Here is a 20355-nt window from a genome sequence, read left to right as displayed (position 1 = left end):
ACAGCCGCCCCGCCGGGAGCGGCCCCACCGGAAGGAGACGGCCGCCATGGCCATCTGCGTCACCTGCGGCAACGACTACTGGCTGGCCTTCGAGATCAAGACGGTCACCGGCGACACCTACACCTTCGACAGCTTCGAGTGCGCGATGGAGAAGCTCGCACCCCGCTGCGAGCAGTGCAACGTCCGCATCGTGGGTCACGGCGTCGAAGTGGCCGGGATGTTCTTCTGCTGCGCCAACTGCGCCCGGGTCAACGGCGGGCTCGGCGAGCAGATCCGCGACGCCGTCGGCGCGCATCCCGCGTAGTCGCGGGGAGGGGGAGCATCCCGTGTCATAACCGGGGGGGCACATCGCGCGTGGCTGCGGCGCGCGCCCGCCCGCCCGGGGGCGGGGAGGGGGCGGAAGAGTCGGCCTGTACGCCGGGTTCTGTCTCCCGGGTTGCTCGCGCGGCCCGGGGAGGCGGCCATCCATCTAGGGCTGCCGTTGCCGACAGCCTCGTGCGGTCCACCCGCGGACTCGGGCGAGCAGCCTTCAATCGTCCGCGCACGGCGCCCGAGGGCACCGATCTTGACCTTGCTCCAGGTGGGGTTTACCTAGCCGGCCGGGTCACCCCGGTCGCTGGTGGTCTCTTACACCACCGTTTCACCCTTACCCACCGCCGGAAGCGGTGGGCGGTCTGTTTTCTGTGGCACTGTCCCGCGGGTCACCCCGGGTGGGCGTTACCCACCACCCTGCTCTGTGGAGCCCGGACGTTCCTCGGCGGGTCTGGGACCCGTCGCGACCGCCCGGCCGGCTCTTCCGCCGTAGTGGTCATCGTAGCCGCTCGGGCGGCGCCTCCCGTACACCGGACCGCACCGCCGGGGGCTCGCTGCCGAGGCGGGCGGCGACCCGGGCGGCCGTCGCGCTCGCCCAGGCGCCGGTGGTGACCAGGCCCAGGACGAGGATCGCGCCACCGAGGCCCACCAGGATCCACCAGCCGACGTGGCTGGCCGGGGCGAAGCCGCTCACGACCGGCCCGACCACCGCCGAGGTGACGACCGTACCGACCACCGCGACGCCCAGCGACTGACCGATCTGACGGCTGGTCGAGGCGACCGCCGCCGCCACACCCGCCTGGGCGCGCGGCATGCCGGAGACGGCGGCGTTGGTGATCGGCGCGTTCACCATGCCGAAGCCGAAGCCGAACAGCGCGTACGCGACCAGCAGCAGCGCCGGCGGGGAGTCGGCGGCGAGCCGGGTGAGCAGCAGGCCGCTCGCCGCGAGGCCGAGCCCGGCCGCGACCAGCGGCAGGCGCGGGCCCCGGCTGCCGACGATCCGTCCGGACAGCGGCGCGCAGACCAGCATCATCCCGGCCATCGGCAGCGTCCACAGCCCGGCCTCGACCGGGTCGTAGTGCCGGACGACCTGGAGGTAGAGGGTGTTGAGGAAGAGGAAGCCGCCGAGGGCGGCGAAGGCGAAGACCGCGGTGACGGTCGCCCCGGTGAACGGCGCACTGGCGAAGAACCGGGGGTCCACCAGCGGCTCGGCCACCCGCCGCTCCCACAGCGGGAACGCCACCAGCGCGGCCACCGCGGCCGCGGCGAGCGCCAGGATCAGCGGGGAGGTCCAGCCGTTGCCCGGGCCCTCGATGATCGCGGCGGTGCCGCAGCCGAGCAGCACGATCATCAGCAACTGCCCCACCGGGTCCAGTCGGCGCGGCCGGGGCGAGCGGGACTCCGGGACGTAGCGGGCCGTCAGCGCGATGGCGAGCAGCGCGACCGGGACGTTGATCAGGAAGATCGACGGCCAGCCCGCGCCGTCCACCAGGAAGCCGCCGAGCAGCGGGCCGAGCGCCATCGAGATGCCGACCACCCCGCCCCAGACGCCGATCGCCCGGGCCCGTTCCCTGGGATCGGTGAAGGTGTTGGTGATGATCGACATCGCCACCGGGTTGAGCATCGAGCCGCCCACCGCCTGCAGCGCCCGGAAGGCCACCAGCCAGCCCAGGCTCGGCGCCAGGCTGCACAGCAGCGAGCCGAGCGCGAAGCACACCAGCCCGGTCTGGAACACCCGGCGGCGGCCGAACCGGTCGGCCACCGAGCCGAACAGCATCAGCAGCGAGGCCAGCACCAGGGTGTAGGCGTCGATGATCCACTGCAGCCCGGAGGCCGGGGCGCGCAGGTCCCGCTGGATCGCGGGCAGCGCGATGTTCACCACGGTGTTGTCCAGGCCGACGATGAACAGGCTCAGGCAGCAGATCGCCAGGACCAGCAGGCGGCGGCGCCGACCGGGCCCGGGATCAGGGGCGGAAGCGGGGGCGACGGCGGGGGGCTGGGCATCGAGCACGGACCGATCCTCCCACCGCGGGCCGGGGTCGGGGCGGCGGGACGGACCGTACGGGTGGTGGGGGGCGGCGTGCGGGTGGCGGGCGGCGCACCAGGGGCGGGCGCGGCGGCGGGGGGCAGGCGGGGGCGGGCGCGGCGGCGGGGGCGGAGCAGGCCGGGGGCGGGCCCCGGTCACACCGCCGCGAAGCGGACGGTCCGGGTGGCCGGGTCGGCCTTCGTCAGCCGGACGTCGATCACCCGCCCGAGCGGCAGCGGACCGGCCGCACCCCCGGTCGCGCCGTCCGCCGCACCGGTGCCCGGCGGCTCGCAGCGCGCCCGGACGGCGGGGTCGCGCAGTTGCACGGTGCCCGAGCCGGGCCGCTTCTCGTCCACGTCGACGACCACGGCGGAGAAGTCCTCACCCTCCCGGCCGGCCAGCAGCTCCGCCTCCACCAGGTCCACGCAGAGGCGTTCGACCTCGGCCGCGCGGCGCTCCCCGCCGGCCATCAGCTCCGGTACGGACGGCAGCGCCTCCCGCGCCCAGTCCGGCACGTCCTCCCCTGCCGCCACCGCCGCGCAGACCTCCAGGGCGAAGCGGTCGCCGAGCCGACGCAGCGGCGCGGTGCAGTGCGCGTAGGGGGCGGCGAGGGCGGCGTGGCCCGGCTCGGCGGGCGCGGGCAGGCCGCGGGACTCGTCGAAGGCGTGGTAGCCGGCGCCGCGCAGCAGGCCCGTACAGGCGTTCAGGAAGGCGGCGTTCAGCGGCACGTCCGGGTCCAGGGAGCGGATCAGCTCCGGGTACGGGAGCGCCTGCGGCCAGTCCACGTCCAGTGCGGCGGCGATCCGGCGCAGCCGCTCGTACGCGGCGGCGGGCGCGGCGGGCAGGGTGCGCAGCAGGCCGACGCCCGCGTCCAGCATCAGCTCGGCCGCGGCCATGCCGGTGAGCAGCGAGATCTGGGCGTTCCAGCCGTCGGCCGGTCCGGGCGCGCGGTAGCCGAGGACGTAACCGTGCAGGGTCTCCTCGACCTCCTGCTCGGGCACCGGCAGGCTGATCCCGCCCCGGGCGTGCTCCTGCTCCTCGCGCAGCCGGCCGACGGTGGCGAGCAGGGCGAGCTGTTCGTCGGCGCCGCCGAGCTCCACGGCGCGTTCGACGGCGGCGTAGTCCAGCCGGCGGTGCGAGCGGACCAGCGCGCGGCGCAGGTCGGCGAGGACGACGGCGCCGTCGGCGTCCAGGTCCAGCTGCCAGAGCAGGGCGGGCCGGGGCTCGCCCGGCAGCAGGCTGGCGGCGTCCTCGGAGATCCGGGTGGGGTGCAACGGGACGCGGTGGTCCGGGAAGTAGAGGGTCTCGACCCGGCGGCGGGCCTCGGCGTCGATCGCGCCGCCCGGACGGACGAAGGCGGCCACGTCCGCGATCGCGTAGTACACCCGGTAGCCGCCGCCGGCGCGGTGGGTGAGGTGCATGGCCTGGTCGAGGTCGCGGGAGCCGGGCGGGTCGACGGTGAACAGCGGCAGCTCGGTGGCGTCGTCCTCGGGCAGGCGGGGGCGCTCGGCCGCCTCCTCCGCCTCGGCGAGCACCGGCTCCGGCCACTCGGTGTGGATCTCCAGGCAGGAGCGGAGTTCGGTCAGCTCGGTGTTGATCCGGGCGGAGTCGGCGGCCTTGACGCGCAGTTTTCGGCGAGGCATGGAGGCAGCGTAGGGCGAATCAGGTGATTCCGGACGAAGGCTCAGCGTCCCAGCAGGGACTTCAGGTCCTTCGCCGCGAGCGCGACCGCGTCGTCGTACCCGCCGGTGGCCAGCCGCAGCATGAACGCCACGGCGTCGTCCGGGTGCGGGTCGGTGTACGGCTCCCCGTTGTAGTCCAGGAACAGCAGCATCGCCTCGAAGGCGGTGCGCTTGTTGCGGTCGACGAGGGGGTGGTTGCGGGCCAGGCTCTGCCCGAGTGCGGCCGCCTTGGACCAGAGGTCCGGGTAGGCGTCGTCGCCGAACACGCTCGCCTGCGGGCGGGCGATCGCCGAGAGCAGCCCGCCGAGGTCGCGGATGTTCTCCGGGCCGCCGGCGAGGTAGGTGACGTCCTCCAGGTCCAGGTACTCGGTGTGGGTCGTCACAGGTCCTTCAGCCTCTCCAGCGTCTCCGCGTTGGCGGCGCGGATCCGGGCCACCATGGCCGCCCGGCGCTCGGCCCTGTCCGGCCGGGCCTGCTCGGTGAGCGCCTCGGGCACCTCGGACTGCCGGACCTCGAAGGCCAGCTCGGCGGTGTCCGCCCCGCCGGGCGCCTCCGTCACCCGCACCCGCCCGGCCATCACCGCCTGCGCCGTCGCCCGCAGCGCGAACTCCAGCGCCTGCCGGGTCTCCTCCGGCAGACCGGCGGGCAGCCGCACGGACAGGGACTCCTCCACGGCGTCACCGTCGTCGGGCACCAGGTCCAGGGGGCGCAGGGTCATCTCGATCACTCTCCTCGCTGCTCACGGTAGCGGCGGGCGGGGGATGTTCCCACCGGATTCTCGCCGCCGGCGCGGAGCGGGTACGGAGCGGGAGCGGTGCGGTGCGAAGCGGGAGCGGTGCGGGAGCAGAGCGGTGCGGTTCGCGGCGGGCCGGGGTGCGGACGGCGGCCGGAGCACCGTGACCTCCCGCCCCACCGCGTGGCGTCAGGAGCCGGAGCGGTCGCAGTAGGGTGGCGGGGTCCGTCGCCACAAACTGTTGAGGAGTCCGCTGTGCTGGTGCTGTTGCCGCCCTCGGAGGGCAAGGCCGGGTCCGGGGACGGCGGGCCGGTGGCGCTGGACCGGCTGTCGCTGCCCGGACTGACGGCAGCACGCGCGACGGTGCTGGACGCGCTGGTCGGCCTCTGCCGAGGTGACGAGGACACCGCCGCCGAGGTGCTGGGCCTGTCCCCCGGCCTGCGCGGCGAGATCGCCAAGAACGCCGGCCTGCCGACCGCCGGTGCCCGCCCGGCGGGCGAGGTGTACACCGGGGTGCTGTTCGACAACCTCGGCCTGGCCACCCTGGACCCCGCCGCGTACGACCGGGCCGAGCGTTCGCTGCTGGTCTTCTCCGGCCTCTGGGGCGCCGTGCGGATCTCCGACCGGATCCCGTCCTACCGCTGCTCGATGGGCGTGAAGCTCCCCGGCCCGGGGGCGCTCGGGACGTACTGGCGGGGCGCGACGGCCGCCGTCCTCCCGGAGGTCGCGGACGGGCTGGTGCTGGACCTGCGCAGTTCCGCGTACGCGGCGGCCTGGAAGCCGGCCGGCGAGGTGGCCGCCCGGACCGCGACCGTCCGGGTACTGCAGGAGCGCGGCGGCAAGCGCACCGTGGTCAGCCACTTCAACAAGGCCACCAAGGGCCGGCTCGTCCGGGACCTCCTGGTCGCCGGGGCCGAGCCGAAGACGCCCGGCGAGCTGATGGACGCGCTGCTGGACCTGGGACACCGGGTGGAGCTCGCGGCCGAGGGCACCGCCCGCAAGCCGTGGCAGCTGGACGTGGTCGTCACCGAGGTGCACTGAGGCCCCGGGGCGCGGGACCGCCCCGGGAGGCGGGACCGTCCCGGGAGGCGGGTCAGCGCAGGTGCGAGGTGTCGTTGAGCAGCCGCAACGAGGCGTTGCCGTCCGAGTAGTACTGGACGGCGCAGATCGAGGCGGCGCTCAGCTCCATCCGGTACATCGAGTCCGGCGGGGCCCCGAGTGCCAGCCGGACCAGCGTCTTGATCGGGCTGACGTGCGAGACCACCAGCACGGTCTTCCCCGCGTACCGGGCGATGATCTTGTCCCGGGCGACGCCGGCCCGGTGGGTGAGGGTGGTGAAGCTCTCGGCGCTGCCGGTCGGCTTGGCCTTGGCGGAGCCCAGCCAGGCCGACAGGTCCTCCGGGTGGCGCTGCTGCACCTCGGCGAAGGTCAGGCCCTCCCAGTCGCCGAAGTCGACCTCGCGCAGGCCGTCCTCGTACCGGACCTCCAGGCCCAGCCGGGAGGCGACGGTCTCGGCGGTCTGCCGGGTGCGGCGCATCGGGGAGGCGACCACCGCCTGGATGCTGCCACGCGCGGCGAGGGCCTCGGCGGCCCGCTCGGCCTGCCAGCGGCCCTTGTCGGAGAGCTCCGGGTCGCTGCCGCCGCTGCCGGAGAAACGCTTCTCCGGGGTGAGCGGGGTCTCGCCGTGGCGCAGCAGGACGAAGGTGGTCGGGGTGCCGAGGTCGGCGGGGGCGGCCCAGCCGGCCTTCGGGGCGGCGGTCTCCAGCGGCGGCTCGTCGGCGGCCGCGGCGACGGCCGGGGCCTTCGGCCTGGGCTCCCACTGGCGCCCGGCCTTGCCCGCGTCCATCGCCTCGTTGGCCAGCCGGTCGGCGTCCTTGTTCCGCTCGCGCGGGATCCAGGTGTACGCGACGCGGCCGCGCGGGAAGACCGTCCGGGCCTCGGCGGCGAGCGGCTGCATGTCGGGGTGCTTGATCTTCCAGCGCCCGGACATCTGCTCGACGACGAGCTTGGAGTCCATCCGGACGTCCACCGAGGCGTCCGGGTCGAGCTCGCGGGCCGCCTTGAGGCCGGCGATCAGACCCCGGTACTCGGCCACGTTGTTGGTGGCGTGGCCGATGAACTCGGCGGCCTCCGCGACGATCTGCCCGGTGTCCCCGTCCCGGACCACCGCGCCGTAGCCGGCCGGCCCCGGGTTGCCCCGGGACCCGCCGTCCGCCTCGACGATGAAGCGCGCCGCCACCGGCTCAGACGCCCGAGTCCGCGGTGCGGACCAGGATCCGCGAGCAGTTCTCGCAGCGGACCACCTTGTCGGCCGGCTCGGCCTTGATGGCGTTCACCTCGGTGATCGAGAACTCGGTGCGGCAGCCCTCGCAGCGGCGCTGGTAGAGCCGGGCCGCGCCGACGCCGCCCTGGGTCTCGCGCAGCTTGGTGTAGACCTTCAGCAGGTCGGCCGGGATGACCGCGGCGACCGTCTCGCGGTCCCGCTTGACCTTGTCGGCCTCGCCGTCGATCTCGGCGAAGGCGGCGTCGCGGCGGCCCTCGGCCTCGTTGAGGACGACGGTGGAGTGCTCCAGGCGGGCGGACAGCTCCTCGACCCGGCTCTTGGCGCTCTCCTGGCGCTCCATGATCTCCAGCACGACGTCCTCCAGGTCGCCCTGGCGCTTGGCGAGCGAGCCGATCTCGTGCTGGAGGTTCTCCAGGTCCCTCGGCGAGGTGATCGCGCCGGAGTCCAGGCGCTGCTGGTTGCGGGCGGCACGGGCGCGGACCTGCTCGACGTCCTGTTCGGCCTTGGTCAGCTCGCGGGCGGTGTCGCCCTTCTGGGCCTCGGCGGCGACGACGAGGTCCTTGAGGGCGGTGTGGTCGGCGGTCGCCTTGTCGATCTCGGCGTGCTCGGGCAGCGTCCGGCGCCGGTGGGCCAGCTGGTCGAGCTTCGAGTCGATGGCCTGGAGGTCGAGCAGGCGGATCTGGTCGGCGGGCGCGGCGTTCAAGCGGGGAGCTCCTGTGAATCGGGTCAGGCGGTGAAGGACATGGGGGCGTGCGCGGTCCACGGGTCGGTGACCCGGTGGGAGACCTTGGTCTCCACGGTCCAGCCGAGCTTGTCGGCGGCGGACTGCAGGGCGCGCTCGGCCAGGCCGAGCCAGGGCCACTCGGTGGCCCAGTGGGCGGCGTCGACCAGCGCGACGGGCGCCGCCTCCGCGGCCTCGGAGGCCGGGTGGTGGCGCAGGTCGGCGGTCACGTAGGCGTCGACGCCGGCCGCCCGCACCTCGGCGAGGAAGCTGTCGCCCGAGCCGCCGCACACCGCGACCCGGCTGATCAGCCGGTTCGGGTCGCCCGCGACGCGGACGCCGGCGGCGGTGGCGGGCAGGCCCTCGGCGACCCGCGCGGCGAACGCGGACAGCGGCAGCGGGGGCTCCAGCAGGCCGATCCGGCCGGAGCCCCGGCGGCCCAGCGGGTCGGTCGGGTCCGGCACCAGCGGACCGGTCACCCGCAGGCCCACCGCCTCGGCGAGCGCGTCCGAGACGCCGGGGTCCGCGTGGTCGGCGTTGGTGTGCGCGACGTGCAGGGCGATGCCGTTGGTGATCAGCGTGTGCACCACCCGGCCCTTGAAGGTGGTGGCGGCGACGCTGGTGGTGCCGCGCAGGTAGAGGGGGTGGTGGGTGACCACGAGGTCGGCGCCCCACTCCACGGCCTCGTCGACGACCGCCTGGACGGGGTCGACGGCGAACAGCACGCGGTTGACCTCGGCCTGAGGGTCTCCGCAGACCAGGCCGACGGCGTCCCAGGACTCCGCCCACTGCGGCGGGTAGACCTCTTCGAGCGCGGTGATGACGTCGGACAGTTTCGGCACCTGTCGAGACTACCGTGCGCGCGGGGGCGATCGGGCCTCGGCCGTTCGGGTGCCGGGGCGGCAACAGGGCGGTCGCGGGGTGCCCCGGCGGCGGACGCGGGTGTCGGTGCGGGTGCCGGTGCAGGTGCCGGTGCAGGTGCCGGCGGGGCTCGGCCGGGCGCGGTGGGGAGGCCGCGCGGCTGTCGGCGTCGGATCGGCGCGGTGTTCGAACGGCTCGCGGAGGGCTTCGGACGCGGGTGCCGTCGGCGCACGGATGCGCGTCAACCTGCGCCGGGGGGCGCCCGGACAGCCCCGCGCGGGCCGTGCGCACCCGCACGCCCGGCGCCCGCTGCACACACCAGGGCTCTCGTACGAATTCGAAACCGCCCCTGGATCACCCTTACGAGTGAAGTGACCGGCTGTGCGTTGAGCCGCCGGTTTTCTCGAAACTAACTTCAGTCCTGCGAACGGGAGTTGCCCCAGTCGCCCCGGCGGGCCGGCGGGGCGGGCACCCCGCCGGCGCGGGCCCCCTGGCCCCGCCGAGGCGTCGTCCTCACCGCCCCTGGAGGGGCAGCAACCGACGAAGGGATGTGGTGGCGAATGAGCGCGGGCACATCGCTGCGTGCTGCTGGGGGCCGGGGACCGGCGCGCCGCGAACCGGATGCGGGCGGTTCGTGGCCCGAGACGACGCGGGCGGCGCTGGCCGGCGCCGGAGGCCGGGGAGGCGACGGCGACTGGGACGTCACCGTCGGCGGCTTCTGGTGCACGGCCAGGCCGTCCGCGTCCTCTCCCCTGCCCGAGCAGGGGTGGAAGCTCCACGTCAGCGCGGCGTCGATGGCCGGCGAGGAGGTGCTCACGGCGGTCGTCCGGATACTCGCCGAGGACCCGTGCAGCTTCAAGTTCGCCGCCGCGCAGGAGCGGCTGAGAGAACTCAACTCCCGCAACAGTGACCGCGGTTCGGCGGGCAAGTTCATCACCGTCTACCCGGCGGGCGACGCGCAGTTCCAGCGGCTGGCGGCCGAGCTCGACCGGGCCACCGCCGGGCTGCCGGGGCCGGTGGTGCTCTCCGACCGACCGTACCGGCCCGGGAGCCGGGTGCACTACCGGTACGGCGCGTTCGCGCTGCCGGCGGAGCTCGGCAACGACGGGGAGTACCGGTCCGTGCTGCGCGGGCCCGGTGGGGAGCGGGCCGAGGACGTGCGCGGCGGGTCGTACCGGGCGCCGGGCTGGGTGCGGGACCCACTGCGCAGCGGGGCGGCGGCGCGGTCCGAAGCGGCGGCGCAGTCCGGAGCGACTCCGCGGCCCGAGCCGGCGCCGCGCTCCGAAGCCGCCGGGGGCGGGAGGCGGAGGAGCGGCGTGCTGCTGGCCGGGCGGTACGCGGTGACCGCCGCCGTGCGGCACGGCGCCAAGGGCGGGGTGTTCCTCGGGCGGGAGGCGTCCAGCGGCGCCGAGGTCGTGGTCAAGCAGGCCCGGGCGCACATCGAGGTCGACCGCGCGGGCACCGACGCCCGCGACGCGCTGCGGCACGAGGCCGCGCTGCTCGACCGCCTGACCGGGCAGGACCTGGCACCGCGCGCCGTCGAACTGATCGAACAGGACGACTCCGTCTTCCTGGTGCAGGAACGAATCGCCGGACAGCCGCTGAGCAGCTGGGTCGCCGCCCGGCTGCGCCGCGACGGCAGCCCCGACGTCGACTGGACCGAGGCCGGACCGGTCGCGCACGCCCTCCTCGACCTGGTCGAGCGGGTGCACGCCCAGGGCCTGGTGCTGCGCGACCTCTCCCCCGGCAACGTCATGGTCCGCCCGGACGGCACCCTGCGCCTGGTCGACCTCGAACTCGCCGCCGAGGCCGGCCGGACCGCCGGATCGGCGGGCACCCCCGGCTACCGCGCCCCCGAGCACGGACCCGGCCGCCTGGCCCCCGCCGGCAGCTGCGTCGCCGACCCGGCCGTCGACCTGTACGCCCTCGGCGGCCTGCTCTTCCTGCTGGCCACCGGCCACGACCCCCTCCTGCCGGAGGACCTCCCGCAGGCCCGCCCGGTCGCCGAACGCCTCGGCCGCTGGCTCGTCCTCGCCGCGCGGACGGGAACCACCGCGCGCCGCCTGGCACCGGCCGTCCTCGGGCTGCGGGCCGACGATCCGGAGCAGCGGTGGGCGATCACCCGGGTGCGGGAGGCGCTGCGCGAGGGCGCGGCGCCGCAGGACTCCGCCGCCGGCCGCGCCGCGCGGCCCGCCCTGGTCACGCCCCTGTGGCACGCGCCCGCCCGACCGGGCACCGGCCCGGCACGCGGCGACACCGCCCGCCGCGACCACCTGCTGGGCGACGGTCCGCGGGGTGACCGCCTCGTGGGTGACCGGCTCCTGGGCGACGGCCTGCGGCACATCGCCGCGACCGCCACCCCGGAGCGACGGGACCGACTCTGGCCGGTGGTGCCCGCCGGCGAGCGGACCGACCCGTGCAACGTCCAGCACGGCGCCGCCGGGGTGCTGGCCGTCCTGGCACGGGCGGTCGCGGCCGACGGGCTGCCGGAGGCCGTCCGCACGGACGCCGCACGGACGGCCCGGACCGCGGCCGACTGGATCGAACGGCGCGTCGCCGCCGAGCCGGTGGTGCTGCCCGGGCTGCACTTCGGGCGCTCCGGGACGGCCTGGGCACTGCTGGACGCCGCCCGGGTGCTGGGCGACGCCGCACTCGCCGACCGCGCCGCCGGGCTCGCCCACCGGATCGCGGTCGAATGGCCCAACCCCGACGTCTGCCACGGTGCGGCCGGCGCCGGATTCACCCGACTGCGCTTCGCCGCAGAGAACTTCGGCGCTGCCGCCGTCGGTGCTCCCGGCGCCCACGCCCCCGGCCCGGACACCGCCGGCTTCCTCGACCGGGCCGCCCGCGGCGCCCACGCACTGCTCGCCGCCGCCCGCCGCGAACCGTACGGGACGGTCTGGCCGGTACCGGCGGACTTCGACTCGGCGCTCGCCGGGATCACCCACCTCGGCTTCGCCCACGGCGTGGCGGGCGTGGGCGCCTTCCTCCTGGCCACCGCCGGGGCCACCGGCGACGACGCCCTGCTCGCCGGCGCCGCCGAGGCCGGGCGCACGCTCGCCGCCACCGTCCGCTGGGGCTCGGGCCCGGACGGCGAGGACGGGCGGAGCGGCGGACGGGCTGCTGCCGACCGCGGGACCGCCTGGTGGCCGCAGAGCGCCGGCGATCCGGCGCACATCCGGCTCGCCCACTGGTGCAGCGGTTCCTCCGGCGCGGGCAGCTTCCTGCTGCGGCTCTGGCGCGCCACCGGCGACACCGAGGCGCTCGACCTGGCCCGCGCCGCCGGCCGCGCCGTACTCGCCGCCCGCTGGCACGGCGGGGCGAGCGCCTGCCACGGGCTGGCCGGCGACGGCGAGTACCTGCTGGACCTCGCCGAGGCCACCGGCGAGGCCGAGTTCCGCACCGGCGCCGAGCAAGTGGCCACCCTCCTGGCCACCCGGGCAGCCCTGCGCGACGGCCTCCTGGTCCTCCCGGACGAGACCGGCACCGGCTGCGCCCCCGCCTACGGAACCGGCACGGCAGGCCCGTTGGCCTTCCTGCTGCGACTGCGCCACGGCGGCCCCCGGCTCTGGCTGGACCCGGCCCCGCCCGGACTCCCACCCGGACTCCCGCCCGGTGGAAGCGGGGTGAGCGGAGCATGAACGTGGCCACCCGGACCGTGACCCAGGCCCTGCGCCGGCTGAGCTTCGCCTTCGCCGCCGACGGCAGCCACGCCGCCTGCCTGGCCGCGTCCGCCGACAGCGGTTGGTACGTGGAGAGTTGGCCGCTGCCACAGGACGGCACACCGGCCGCGCCGCTACCGCTGCCACTGTCCGGCAACCGCTCGGAGAGTCTGCGCTCCCAGCTGGTCGCCCTGCCGGACGGCTCGGTACTGGTCTGCCGACACGACGGCGACCGACACGACCTGCTCCGCCTCCACCACGGCGAACCCGCCACCGTGGAACAGCCGCTGGCCTCCCTCCGGATGGCCGGGCTGCGCCTGCTGCCACTCCCCGTGCCACCCGACGGCCTCGGCCCCCGGACCCCGGTGGCGGTCGCCCTCGGCACCGACACCCGCCCGGCGACCACCGCCTGGCTGGTGCGGGCGGACGGCAGCGCGCCCGAACCGGTCGCCGAGATCCCGGGCTTGCACGGCGGCGGCACCTGGCTGGACCGCACCGGCGCGCTGCTCGCCCTGGACCGGGTGAACGCGGGCCTGGTCCGCAGCGTGGTCCTCGACCTGCGCAGCGGCACCACCACCCCGCTGCTGGAGATCGGCGAGCGCAGCAACGACCGCCTGGTGCTGTTCGACCCGGACAGCCGGTTCGCGATGGTGCGCAGCGACGCCCCCGGCAGCGACCGGCTCGGCTGGGGCGTCCTCGGCGGCGGCGAGCCGCTGCGGTTCCCCGAGTGCCTGCACGTCGCCGGCATGTTCCTGCGGCCGGTCGCCCTTCACCGGGCGGCGGACGGCCCCCGGGTCGCCGTGCAGATCGACCACGGCGCCGGGTCCGCGCTCGCCCTGTGGCGGCCGGCCACGGGGCGGCTGGACCCGGTGCCGGTGCCGCCCGGGCGGCTCGGCGCGGTCGGGCACTGGGACGCGGCGGGGCTGCGGCTGCCGTACTCCTCGCCCGACCACCCGACGGCCCTGGCCACCCTGGACGTCGACGCGCTGCTGGCGCACGGCCCGGTGCCGAACGGCACCGGCCCGATGCCGCTGCCGCTGCAACTCGCGCCGCTGGCCTCGGGATTGCCCGGTCCGTGGCGGGACACCGTACTGCCCTGGCAGCCCGGCGAGGTGCGCACCGACCGGACCCCGCCGCCCGGCTGGCGACTGGACGGCAGCACCCCGCCCGGCGAGGGCGGCCGCTGGCAGCCCGCGCAGAGCCTCGAACTGGCGGGCCCGGCCGGCCCGTTGGAGGCCGTGGTGTACGGCGGCGACGCCTGGCTGAGCAGCCCGCACCTGGTGCTGGCGCTGCACGGCGGCCCGGCCGACGCCTGGCGGCTGGAGTTCGACCCGGCGCTGCAGCGGATGGCCGCCGAGGGCCTGGCGGTGGTCGCCCCCAACCAGCGCGGCTCCACGGGTTACGGCGTGGCGCACGCGCTGGCCATCCGGGGCGCCTGGGGCGGACCCGACCTGGACGACGTGCTATACCTGCTGGACGGCATCGCCGGCCAGCGGGCGGCACTCGGCCTGGAGCCGCCCGCCCTGTTCGGGGTCAGCTACGGCGCGTTCCTGGCGCTGCTGGCGGCCGCGCACGCACCGGCGGACCAGGTCGCCCGCTGCGCGGTGGTCGCCCCGTTCCTGTCCGGCGCCCGACTGCTGGCCGAAGCCGCGCCCCCCGTACGGGCGTTGACCACCCGGCTGGGCGGCGGCGAACCGATCGCCGACGCCCGCGGCCCGCGCGACGTACTGCAGCTCGCGCATCGGGTGAGCGCACCGCTCCTGGTGGTGCACGGCAACCGGGACGAGGTCGTCCCGGTCAGCCAATCCCGTTCGCTGCGGCACGAGTTGCTGCGGATCGGCCGGATCGAGGGCGAGGACTTCCGGTACGTCGAGGCGGCCGGCTCCGGGCACGAGGTGCTCGCCGAGGAGGGCGCCGCCGTGCTCCACGAGCTGCTGGCCGCGTTCCTGCGGACCGGCCGGCCGGGCTGAGCCGCCCCGCACCCCCGCACCCCACAGACTCCCGGGCCCGCCGAGGCCCGGGGCACACCCCCGGCACGGTGGATGGAGGCCGTCCGGGGGCGATACCCGACGCCCGCGTGCAGATCGCGGCGGGCGTGACCTCAAGGGGAGGAAACGAACATGGAGAACACGGTGGACTTCGAGACCGACCTCGCGGCTCTGCAGGACCTGCCGGAGACCGAGTCCGTCGAGCTGACCGGCCACGGCAACGGCTGCCAGTACACCTGTCTCATCCTGACCTGCCTGCTGTTCACGGTCAGCTGACCCGGCGGCTCGGCCGACCGCCGATCGGGCGGTAGTCACCCGGTGCCGCTCCTGCCTGTCCGGACAGGCGGGGGCGGCACCCGCCCTCTTCCGGCCGACCTCGCGCCTGCCTCCGGCGGGCTTGCCGCCGTTCCGACGCCCCGTTTCCGCCACGCCGTCTCCGACTCTCCGACTCTCCGACGGGAGCCCCCGGTTGCCCCGCCGCCCCACCGGCTGGACCCTCGCCCTCGGCCTCGCCCTGCCGACCGGGGCCGCCACCACGCTCGCGCTCCCCGCCATACTCGCCGGCGCCGTCGACGCCGCCCTCGGCCGCCGCTCCGGACCCGGCGCCCTCCTGCTGCTCGCCCTCGTCCTGGGCACGGCCGCCGCCGCCGACGCGACCGCCGCGGCGGCCGGACCGGCCTGCTCCGCCGAGGCCGCCGCCGCCCTGCGCGGTCGCCTCGTCCGCCACCTGTTCGCCCTCGGGCCCGGCGGCCGGCTGCACGGCGGACCACCGCCCGGCGACCTCGCCGCCCGCCTGCTGGGCTCGGCCGGCGCCGCGGGCGGACGACTGCCCGCCGTCCTCGGCGCCGCCACCGCGCTGTTCACCTCGGTCGGCGCGATCGTCGGACTCGGGGCGCTGTCACCGTGGCTGGCGCTCGCCTTCTTCGCGGGCGTGGTGCCCGGGGTGGTGCTGATCCGGCTCTTCCTGCGGCAGGCCGGGCCGGCGTTCGCCCGCTACCAGGAAGTCCAGGCCGTCCTCACCGCCCGACTGGGCGACGCCCTCGGCGGGCTGCGCAGCATCCACGCCGCCGGAGCCCAACAACGCGAGGCCACCCGGGTGTTGGCGCCGCTTCCGGAGCTCTCGGCGGCCGGGCACGCGCTCTGGGCGGCCCAGCGACGCACCGCCTGGCAGGCGACCCTGCTGATCGCCCTGGTCGAGGTCTCGGTGCTCACCACCGCCGGCGCCCTGCTCGCCGACGGCACCCTCGCCCCCGGCGCGCTCGCAGCGGCGGCCGGCTGGGCGGCACTCGGCGCGGGACTGTTCGAGCAGGTCGAGGCGCTGGTCGGGGTCGCCCACGCGCGCGCCGGGCAGGCCCGGGTCGACGAGCTGCTGGCGCTCACGCCCGCCCCCTGCGGTGCGGGCGCGCTCCCGGCGGGTGGCCCCGGGCAGGTCGAACTGCGGGGCGTGGTGGTGCGCGACGGCGACCGGGTGCTGCTCGGGCCGCTCGACCTCACCGTCCCCGGCGGCCGCACGATTGCCCTGGTCGGGCGCTCCGGCTCCGGCAAGTCGCTGCTGGCCGCGCTCCCCGGGCGACTGCGCGACCCCGACGAGGGCACCGTCCTGATCGACGGTGTCCCCGTCGGCACCCTCGCGCCGACCGAACTGCGGCACGCGGTCGGCTACGCCTTCGCCCGGCCCGCGCTGGTCGGCCGCACCGTGCGCGACGCGCTGGCCGGCGCCGGCCCGACCGAGGCGGGGGCCGCCCGAGCGGACGGCTTCCTGCGGCGGCTGCCGTCCGGCTGGGACACCCCGCTCGACGAACTCCGGCTCTCCGGAGGCGAGTTGCAGCGCCTCGGGCTCGCCCGGCTGCTGGCCCGGCCCGCCCGGGTGGTGGTGCTGGACGACGCGACCTCGGGCCTCGACCTCGCCACCGAGTACGAGGTCACCGAAGCCCTCGACCGCGCCACCCACGGCCGCACCCGGCTGGTGGTCGCCCACCGGGCCGCCGTCGCCGCCCGTGCCGACCTCGTCGCCTGGCTCGACGCCGGCCGCCTCCGCGCCCTGGCCCCGCACACCACCCTGCTCACCCACCCCGACTACCGCGCCACCCTCGCCGACACCGCCCTGCGGGCCGCTGCCGCCGGGTGACGGCCCGCGTGGGAAGTCGGCGGGTCCGACTTCCCACGTCGGTTCGCCGTTCCCGCTCCGCGTTCGCGCCAGCCGGGCCGTCCCTCTCACAGAAAGCCGGTTCAGCCGACCAGCCATGCAGCCCACCTCGCTCCCCTCCACAGGAAGTCGGCGACATCGACTTTCCACGCCGCGGGGCCCCGCCACCGCGCCGCACCGGCACCGCCGCGCGCACCGCCGTCCGTCCGGACGCACGGACAGCCCGGCGCCGAAGGCGCCCGCCCGCGCCCGCGCCGGAAGTCGGCGGGGCCGACGTTCCACGCCCGACGCCCCGCCCGGTTGGGGGCTGCTGTTCCGGCAACTGGCGGCCACTCGCGGGCCGCTGGTGCGGATGCTCGCGTGGTCCGGGGTGGAGGCCCTGCCGCCGCTGGTGTCCGGACTGTTCGTCTCGGCCGCCGTCGACGAGGGGTTCCTGGCCGGACGCCCCGGCGTCGGGCTCGCCTGGTCGGGAGGGTTCGGCGCCGCCATGGCCGTCCGGGCGTTCGCGACGCGGGCCGGCTTCCCGCACCTCGCCGCCGTGGTGGAGCCGCTGCGGGACGCCCTGGTCGAGCGGGTGGTCCGCCGGGCGCTCACGCGCCCGACCGCGGATCCGGCCGACATCGCACGGCTCACCGAACAGGTCGAATCCGCACGGCAGTTGACCGCCACCCTGCTCCGCACCCTGCGCGGCGTCGGGGTCACCCTGGTCGCCGCACTGATCGGACTGACGCTGCTCGCGCCCGCCGTACTGCCGCTGGTCCTGCTGCCGCTGGCCGTCTCCGGACTGCTCTTCGTCCGGCTGCTGCGCCCGATGGTGGCGCGGAGGCGGGCGGTGGTGCTGGCCGAGGAACGACTCGCCGCCGAGGCCGGACGCGCGCTGCACGGGCTGCGCGACGTCCAGGCCACCGGCACCGGCGACGAGGTCGCCCGGGCACTGCTCGGAGCGGCCGACGCGAGCGCCGCCGCCTCCCGGGCACTCGGCCGGGCATCGGCACTGCGCGCGCTCGTCGTGGCGGTCGGCGGGCGGCTGCCGGTCCTCGCCGTCCTCGTGGCGGCTCCCTGGCTGCTCGCGCACCGGGCCCTCACCCCGGGCGAACTGCTCGGCGTCGCCACCTACGTGGTCCAGCAACTCGACCCGGCCGTCCGGACCCTCGCCGGTACGGTCGGCGGCTGGCTGCTCGACCTGGCCGTGGTCCTCGACCGCCTGGCCACGACGACGACCGCCGACCGGCCCCACGACGACGACCGAGCCACCGCCGCCACCGCACACCCCCTCGCGCCCGACCCCCGGGATGACAGCGACGACCGGTACACCGACGACCGGTACACCGGCGTCCGGTGCACCGCCACCACCTCCGACCGGGCCCCGGGCGGCGCGGCGCCCACAGCGCACCGCCGTACGGCAGCCACGGACGCAGCCGGGCCTAGCCGGTCGCCCGCGGCCCCGACACCCGAACCACCACCGGGCAGGCCCGAGCCCGAGCACGACGCCCACGCCCCCGTCGGGCCCGCCCCGGGCGCAGCACCCGCCACCGCCCCGGGGCGTCCCCACCGGCCCGGTCCCGCGGGCAGTGCCCCCGACGTCCGGCTGGCCGGCGTCCGGTTCGGGCACGGCGAGGGTGCGGTGCCGGTGCTGGACGGGATCGACGTCGCCGTCCGGGCCGGCGAGCACGTGGCGGTGGTCGGTCCCAGCGGGGCGGGCAAGTCGACGCTGGCGGCGCTGCTGGCCGGGGTGGTGGTGCCGACGGCCGGGTGGGTCGCGGTCGGCGGGGTGCGGCCGGAGCCGGGCGGGCCGGTGGCGCTGGTCCCGCAGGAGGCGTACGTGTTCCCGGGCTCGGTGCGGGAGAACCTGGCCTGGCTCGCTCCGGACGTCACCGACGACCGGCTGGCCGCGGCCGTGGCGCTGCTGGGCGCGGAGGGGCTGGTGGCGCGCCTCGGCGGGCCGGGCGCCGCGCTACTCGATCCGAGTGAACTCTCCGCAGGTGAACGCCAGTTGCTGGCGCTGGTGCGGGCGTACCTGTCGCCCGCCCCGGTCGTCGTGCTGGACGAGGCGACCTGCCACCTGGACCCGGTCGCGGAGGAGCGGGTCGAGCGGGCCTTCGCCGCCCGCCCGGGGACGCTGGTGGTCGTCGCACACCGCATCAGTTCCGCGGTGCGGGCGGACCGGGTGCTGCTGCTGGACGGCGGGCGCGGCCTGCTGGCACGGCACGGCGATCTGCAGGTGCTGTCCCGGCTCTACCGCGAGCTGGTCGGTCACTGGCTCGGTTCGGCGCCCCGGACCAGCCCGGGGCTCGCGTCATGATCTCGATAGGATCTCGTCCGTTCCGGCCGTTATGGTGGCCGGGGCACGGGCCGCGATCACCGGCTACGGGCGCGTACCGAGCGCCCGATCGGGGCCCCGACCGTGCGCCAGCGGCGCCGGCCGGGCGCCGATGACCTGCACCCTCCGCACGGAAAAGACGATTTCTCATGTCCGACACCCTCACCGACACCACCGGACCCGCGGCCAACGGGACCGACGCCGACGAGAAGACGGCCGAGGACACCGCCGCGCACGGCCGCCACCGCGGCCGTTCCGCCGCCGACGACACCCCGGAGTCCGACCCGCACGGCCGCCACCGCGCGGCGGCGGCACAGGGCTGATCCACCCGCACCACGCGAAAGGGCCCGCCGAGGGAGCAACGCTCCCCTCGGCGGGCCCTCGTCCGTGCGGGCGCCGAGGCGCCGGACCCTCAGCGCACCAGGACGCATCAGGACATCGGAACGTGGGGACGTCAGTCCATCGTCACGACGGTCCGCAGGGCCTCGCCGCTGCGCATCTGCGCGATCGCGTCGTTGACGTCCGCCAGGCCGACCCGGTGGGTGATCATGCCGTCGAGGTCGATCCGCCCGGACCGCCAGAGGTCCACGACCAGCGCGATGGTGCGCCCGACGGTCGCGCCGCCGTACAGCGAGGGCAGCAGGCGCTTCTCGTTGAAGAACAGCTCGCCCATGGTGAACTGCGCCAGGTCGTCCTGGGCGCCCGCGCCGATGACGACCACCGCGCCGCCGCGCCGGGCGGCGTCGTAGCCGGCCCGGACGGTGGCCGCGCGGCCGACCGCCTCGAAGACGTAGTCGAAGCCGCCGCCGGGCAGCTTCTTCGCCACCGCCTTCAGGTCCTCGGGGGCGATCGCCTCGGTCGCGCCGAAGGCGAGGGCGCGCTCACGGCGGGAGGCGACCGGGTCGACGACGGTGATCCGGCCGGCGCCGCAGACCCGGGCGCCCTGCACGGTGGCGACGCCGACTCCGCCCGCCCCGATGACCGCGACGGACGCCCCGGGCTCGACCTCGGCGGTGTTCACCGCCGCGCCTATGCCCGTGGTCACCCCGCAGCCGATCAGCGCGGCGGCCTCGTACGGGAGGTCGGCGGGAACCTTGATGAGGGCGTTGGCGGAGACCACGACCTCGTCGGCGAAGGCGCCCGTGCCGTAGAAGCCGGAGGCGATGACGCCGCCCTCCTCGATGCGGAAGCCCGGGGCGCCGAGCCGGCGCAGGCTGGCGACGCAGAGGTGGCCGCGGTCCCGCACGCAGTGGTCGCAGCTGCCGCAGGGGGCCATCCAGCAGAGCACCACGCGGTCGCCGACGCGCAGGCCGGTCACGCCCTCGCCGACCTCGACGACGTCGCCCGCGCCCTCGTGCCCGGGGACGAACGGCGCGGGCTGCGGCAGGACCCCGCTCATCGCGGAGAGGTCGGAGTGGCAGAGGCTGGCGGCGCGCATCCGGACCCGGACACTGCCTCTTCTGAAGCCGACCGCGGTCACGTCCTCGCGGACGTCGAGGGTGTCCTGGCCGGTCTTGTGCAGGACGGCTGCGCGCATGGTGCTGCTCCCTGTATGCATCGGATGACACGGAGTGGATCCTCGGACGGGGCGATTGTGGCATGACCTCCGCAACATCAGGA

The 20355-nt window shown here is 76.4% G+C and carries 16 protein-coding genes and 1 other RNA gene; 8 read left to right on the top strand and 9 right to left on the bottom strand.

Annotated elements, in window-relative coordinates:
- The first annotated feature begins 46 nt into the window (after positions 1-46).
- Positions 47-304, top strand: a complete 258-nt coding sequence (locus ACZ7KX_RS11860) for a hypothetical protein (RefSeq protein ID WP_030056921.1) — start codon at positions 47-49, stop codon at positions 302-304.
- A gap of 93 nt (positions 305-397) precedes the next feature.
- Here the strand turns inward: ACZ7KX_RS11860 and rnpB are convergent.
- From rnpB to ACZ7KX_RS11835, 5 genes are all read right to left on the bottom strand, one after another.
- An RNA gene (rnpB, locus tag ACZ7KX_RS11855) (RNase P RNA component class A) lies at positions 398-795 on the bottom strand.
- 13 nt (positions 796-808) lie between these two features.
- A complete protein-coding gene (locus ACZ7KX_RS11850; RefSeq protein WP_470326337.1) occupies positions 809-2323 on the bottom strand; it encodes an MFS transporter in 1515 nt (504 codons plus the stop codon).
- A gap of 170 nt (positions 2324-2493) precedes the next feature.
- Positions 2494-3981, bottom strand: coding sequence for an RNB domain-containing ribonuclease (locus ACZ7KX_RS11845; protein WP_470326336.1), 1488 nt, complete (start codon positions 3979-3981; stop codon positions 2494-2496).
- A 41-nt stretch (positions 3982-4022) separates the two neighbouring features.
- Positions 4023-4403, bottom strand: coding sequence for a type II toxin-antitoxin system death-on-curing family toxin (locus ACZ7KX_RS11840; protein ID WP_470326335.1), 381 nt, complete (start codon positions 4401-4403; stop codon positions 4023-4025).
- Positions 4400-4738, bottom strand: a complete 339-nt coding sequence (locus ACZ7KX_RS11835) for a hypothetical protein (RefSeq protein ID WP_350523275.1) — start codon at positions 4736-4738, stop codon at positions 4400-4402. The genes ACZ7KX_RS11840 and ACZ7KX_RS11835 overlap by 4 nt, the downstream gene beginning before the upstream one ends.
- Before the next feature lie 270 nt (positions 4739-5008).
- On the opposite strand from ACZ7KX_RS11835, the gene yaaA reads away from it, so the two are divergent.
- Positions 5009-5794: a peroxide stress protein YaaA gene (yaaA, locus tag ACZ7KX_RS11830; RefSeq protein ID WP_470326334.1), complete on the top strand. Its 786-nt coding sequence runs from the start codon at positions 5009-5011 to the stop codon at positions 5792-5794.
- A gap of 52 nt (positions 5795-5846) precedes the next feature.
- Here the strand turns inward: yaaA and ACZ7KX_RS11825 are convergent, their stop codons facing one another.
- The 3 genes from ACZ7KX_RS11825 to ACZ7KX_RS11815 are packed head-to-tail and all read right to left on the bottom strand — an operon-like array spanning position 5847 to position 8600.
- Positions 5847-6992, bottom strand: coding sequence for a bifunctional RNase H/acid phosphatase (locus tag ACZ7KX_RS11825; protein ID WP_470326333.1), 1146 nt, complete (start codon positions 6990-6992; stop codon positions 5847-5849).
- Between the two features lie 4 nt (positions 6993-6996).
- On the bottom strand, positions 6997-7740 hold the full coding sequence (locus ACZ7KX_RS11820) for a zinc ribbon domain-containing protein (RefSeq protein ID WP_350523272.1): 744 nt from the start codon (positions 7738-7740) through the stop codon (positions 6997-6999).
- A 23-nt stretch (positions 7741-7763) separates the two neighbouring features.
- A complete protein-coding gene (locus ACZ7KX_RS11815; RefSeq protein WP_470326332.1) occupies positions 7764-8600 on the bottom strand; it encodes a Nif3-like dinuclear metal center hexameric protein in 837 nt (278 codons plus the stop codon).
- A gap of 579 nt (positions 8601-9179) precedes the next feature.
- Here ACZ7KX_RS11815 and lanL point away from each other — a divergent pair.
- The 6 genes from lanL to ACZ7KX_RS11785 all read left to right on the top strand — a co-directional run bounded on the left by lanL (position 9180) and on the right by ACZ7KX_RS11785 (position 19058).
- Positions 9180-12260, top strand: a complete 3081-nt coding sequence (gene lanL, locus ACZ7KX_RS11810; RefSeq protein ID WP_470326331.1) for a class IV lanthionine synthetase LanL — start codon at positions 9180-9182, stop codon at positions 12258-12260.
- Positions 12257-14251, top strand: a complete 1995-nt coding sequence (locus tag ACZ7KX_RS11805; RefSeq protein WP_470326330.1) for an alpha/beta hydrolase family protein — start codon at positions 12257-12259, stop codon at positions 14249-14251. Before lanL ends, ACZ7KX_RS11805 begins: the two co-directional genes overlap by 4 nt.
- Before the next feature lie 150 nt (positions 14252-14401).
- Complete coding sequence (locus ACZ7KX_RS11800) at positions 14402-14545, top strand: VenA family class IV lanthipeptide (RefSeq protein WP_158835523.1); 144 nt, start codon at positions 14402-14404, stop codon at positions 14543-14545.
- 193 nt (positions 14546-14738) lie between these two features.
- Complete coding sequence (locus ACZ7KX_RS11795) at positions 14739-16397, top strand: ATP-binding cassette domain-containing protein (protein WP_470326329.1); 1659 nt, start codon at positions 14739-14741, stop codon at positions 16395-16397.
- A 370-nt stretch (positions 16398-16767) separates the two neighbouring features.
- Positions 16768-18717 carry an ATP-binding cassette domain-containing protein gene (locus ACZ7KX_RS11790; protein WP_470326328.1) on the top strand — a complete coding sequence of 650 codons (1950 nt, stop codon included), beginning with the start codon at positions 16768-16770 and terminating at the stop codon, positions 18715-18717.
- A gap of 167 nt (positions 18718-18884) precedes the next feature.
- Positions 18885-19058, top strand: a complete 174-nt coding sequence (locus ACZ7KX_RS11785) for a hypothetical protein (protein ID WP_350523266.1) — start codon at positions 18885-18887, stop codon at positions 19056-19058.
- A 131-nt stretch (positions 19059-19189) separates the two neighbouring features.
- Here the strand turns inward: ACZ7KX_RS11785 and ACZ7KX_RS11780 are convergent, their stop codons facing one another.
- Entirely contained in the window at positions 19190-20272 is a 1083-nt protein-coding gene (locus ACZ7KX_RS11780) for an alcohol dehydrogenase catalytic domain-containing protein (protein WP_470326327.1), read from the bottom strand.
- Between the last annotated feature and the right edge of the window lie 83 nt (positions 20273-20355).

Source organism: Kitasatospora sp. NPDC038210 (assembly GCF_055600605.1).
The sequence above is the reverse complement of the archived record's forward strand: the minus strand, read 5'-3'. Positions and strand labels throughout refer to the sequence as shown.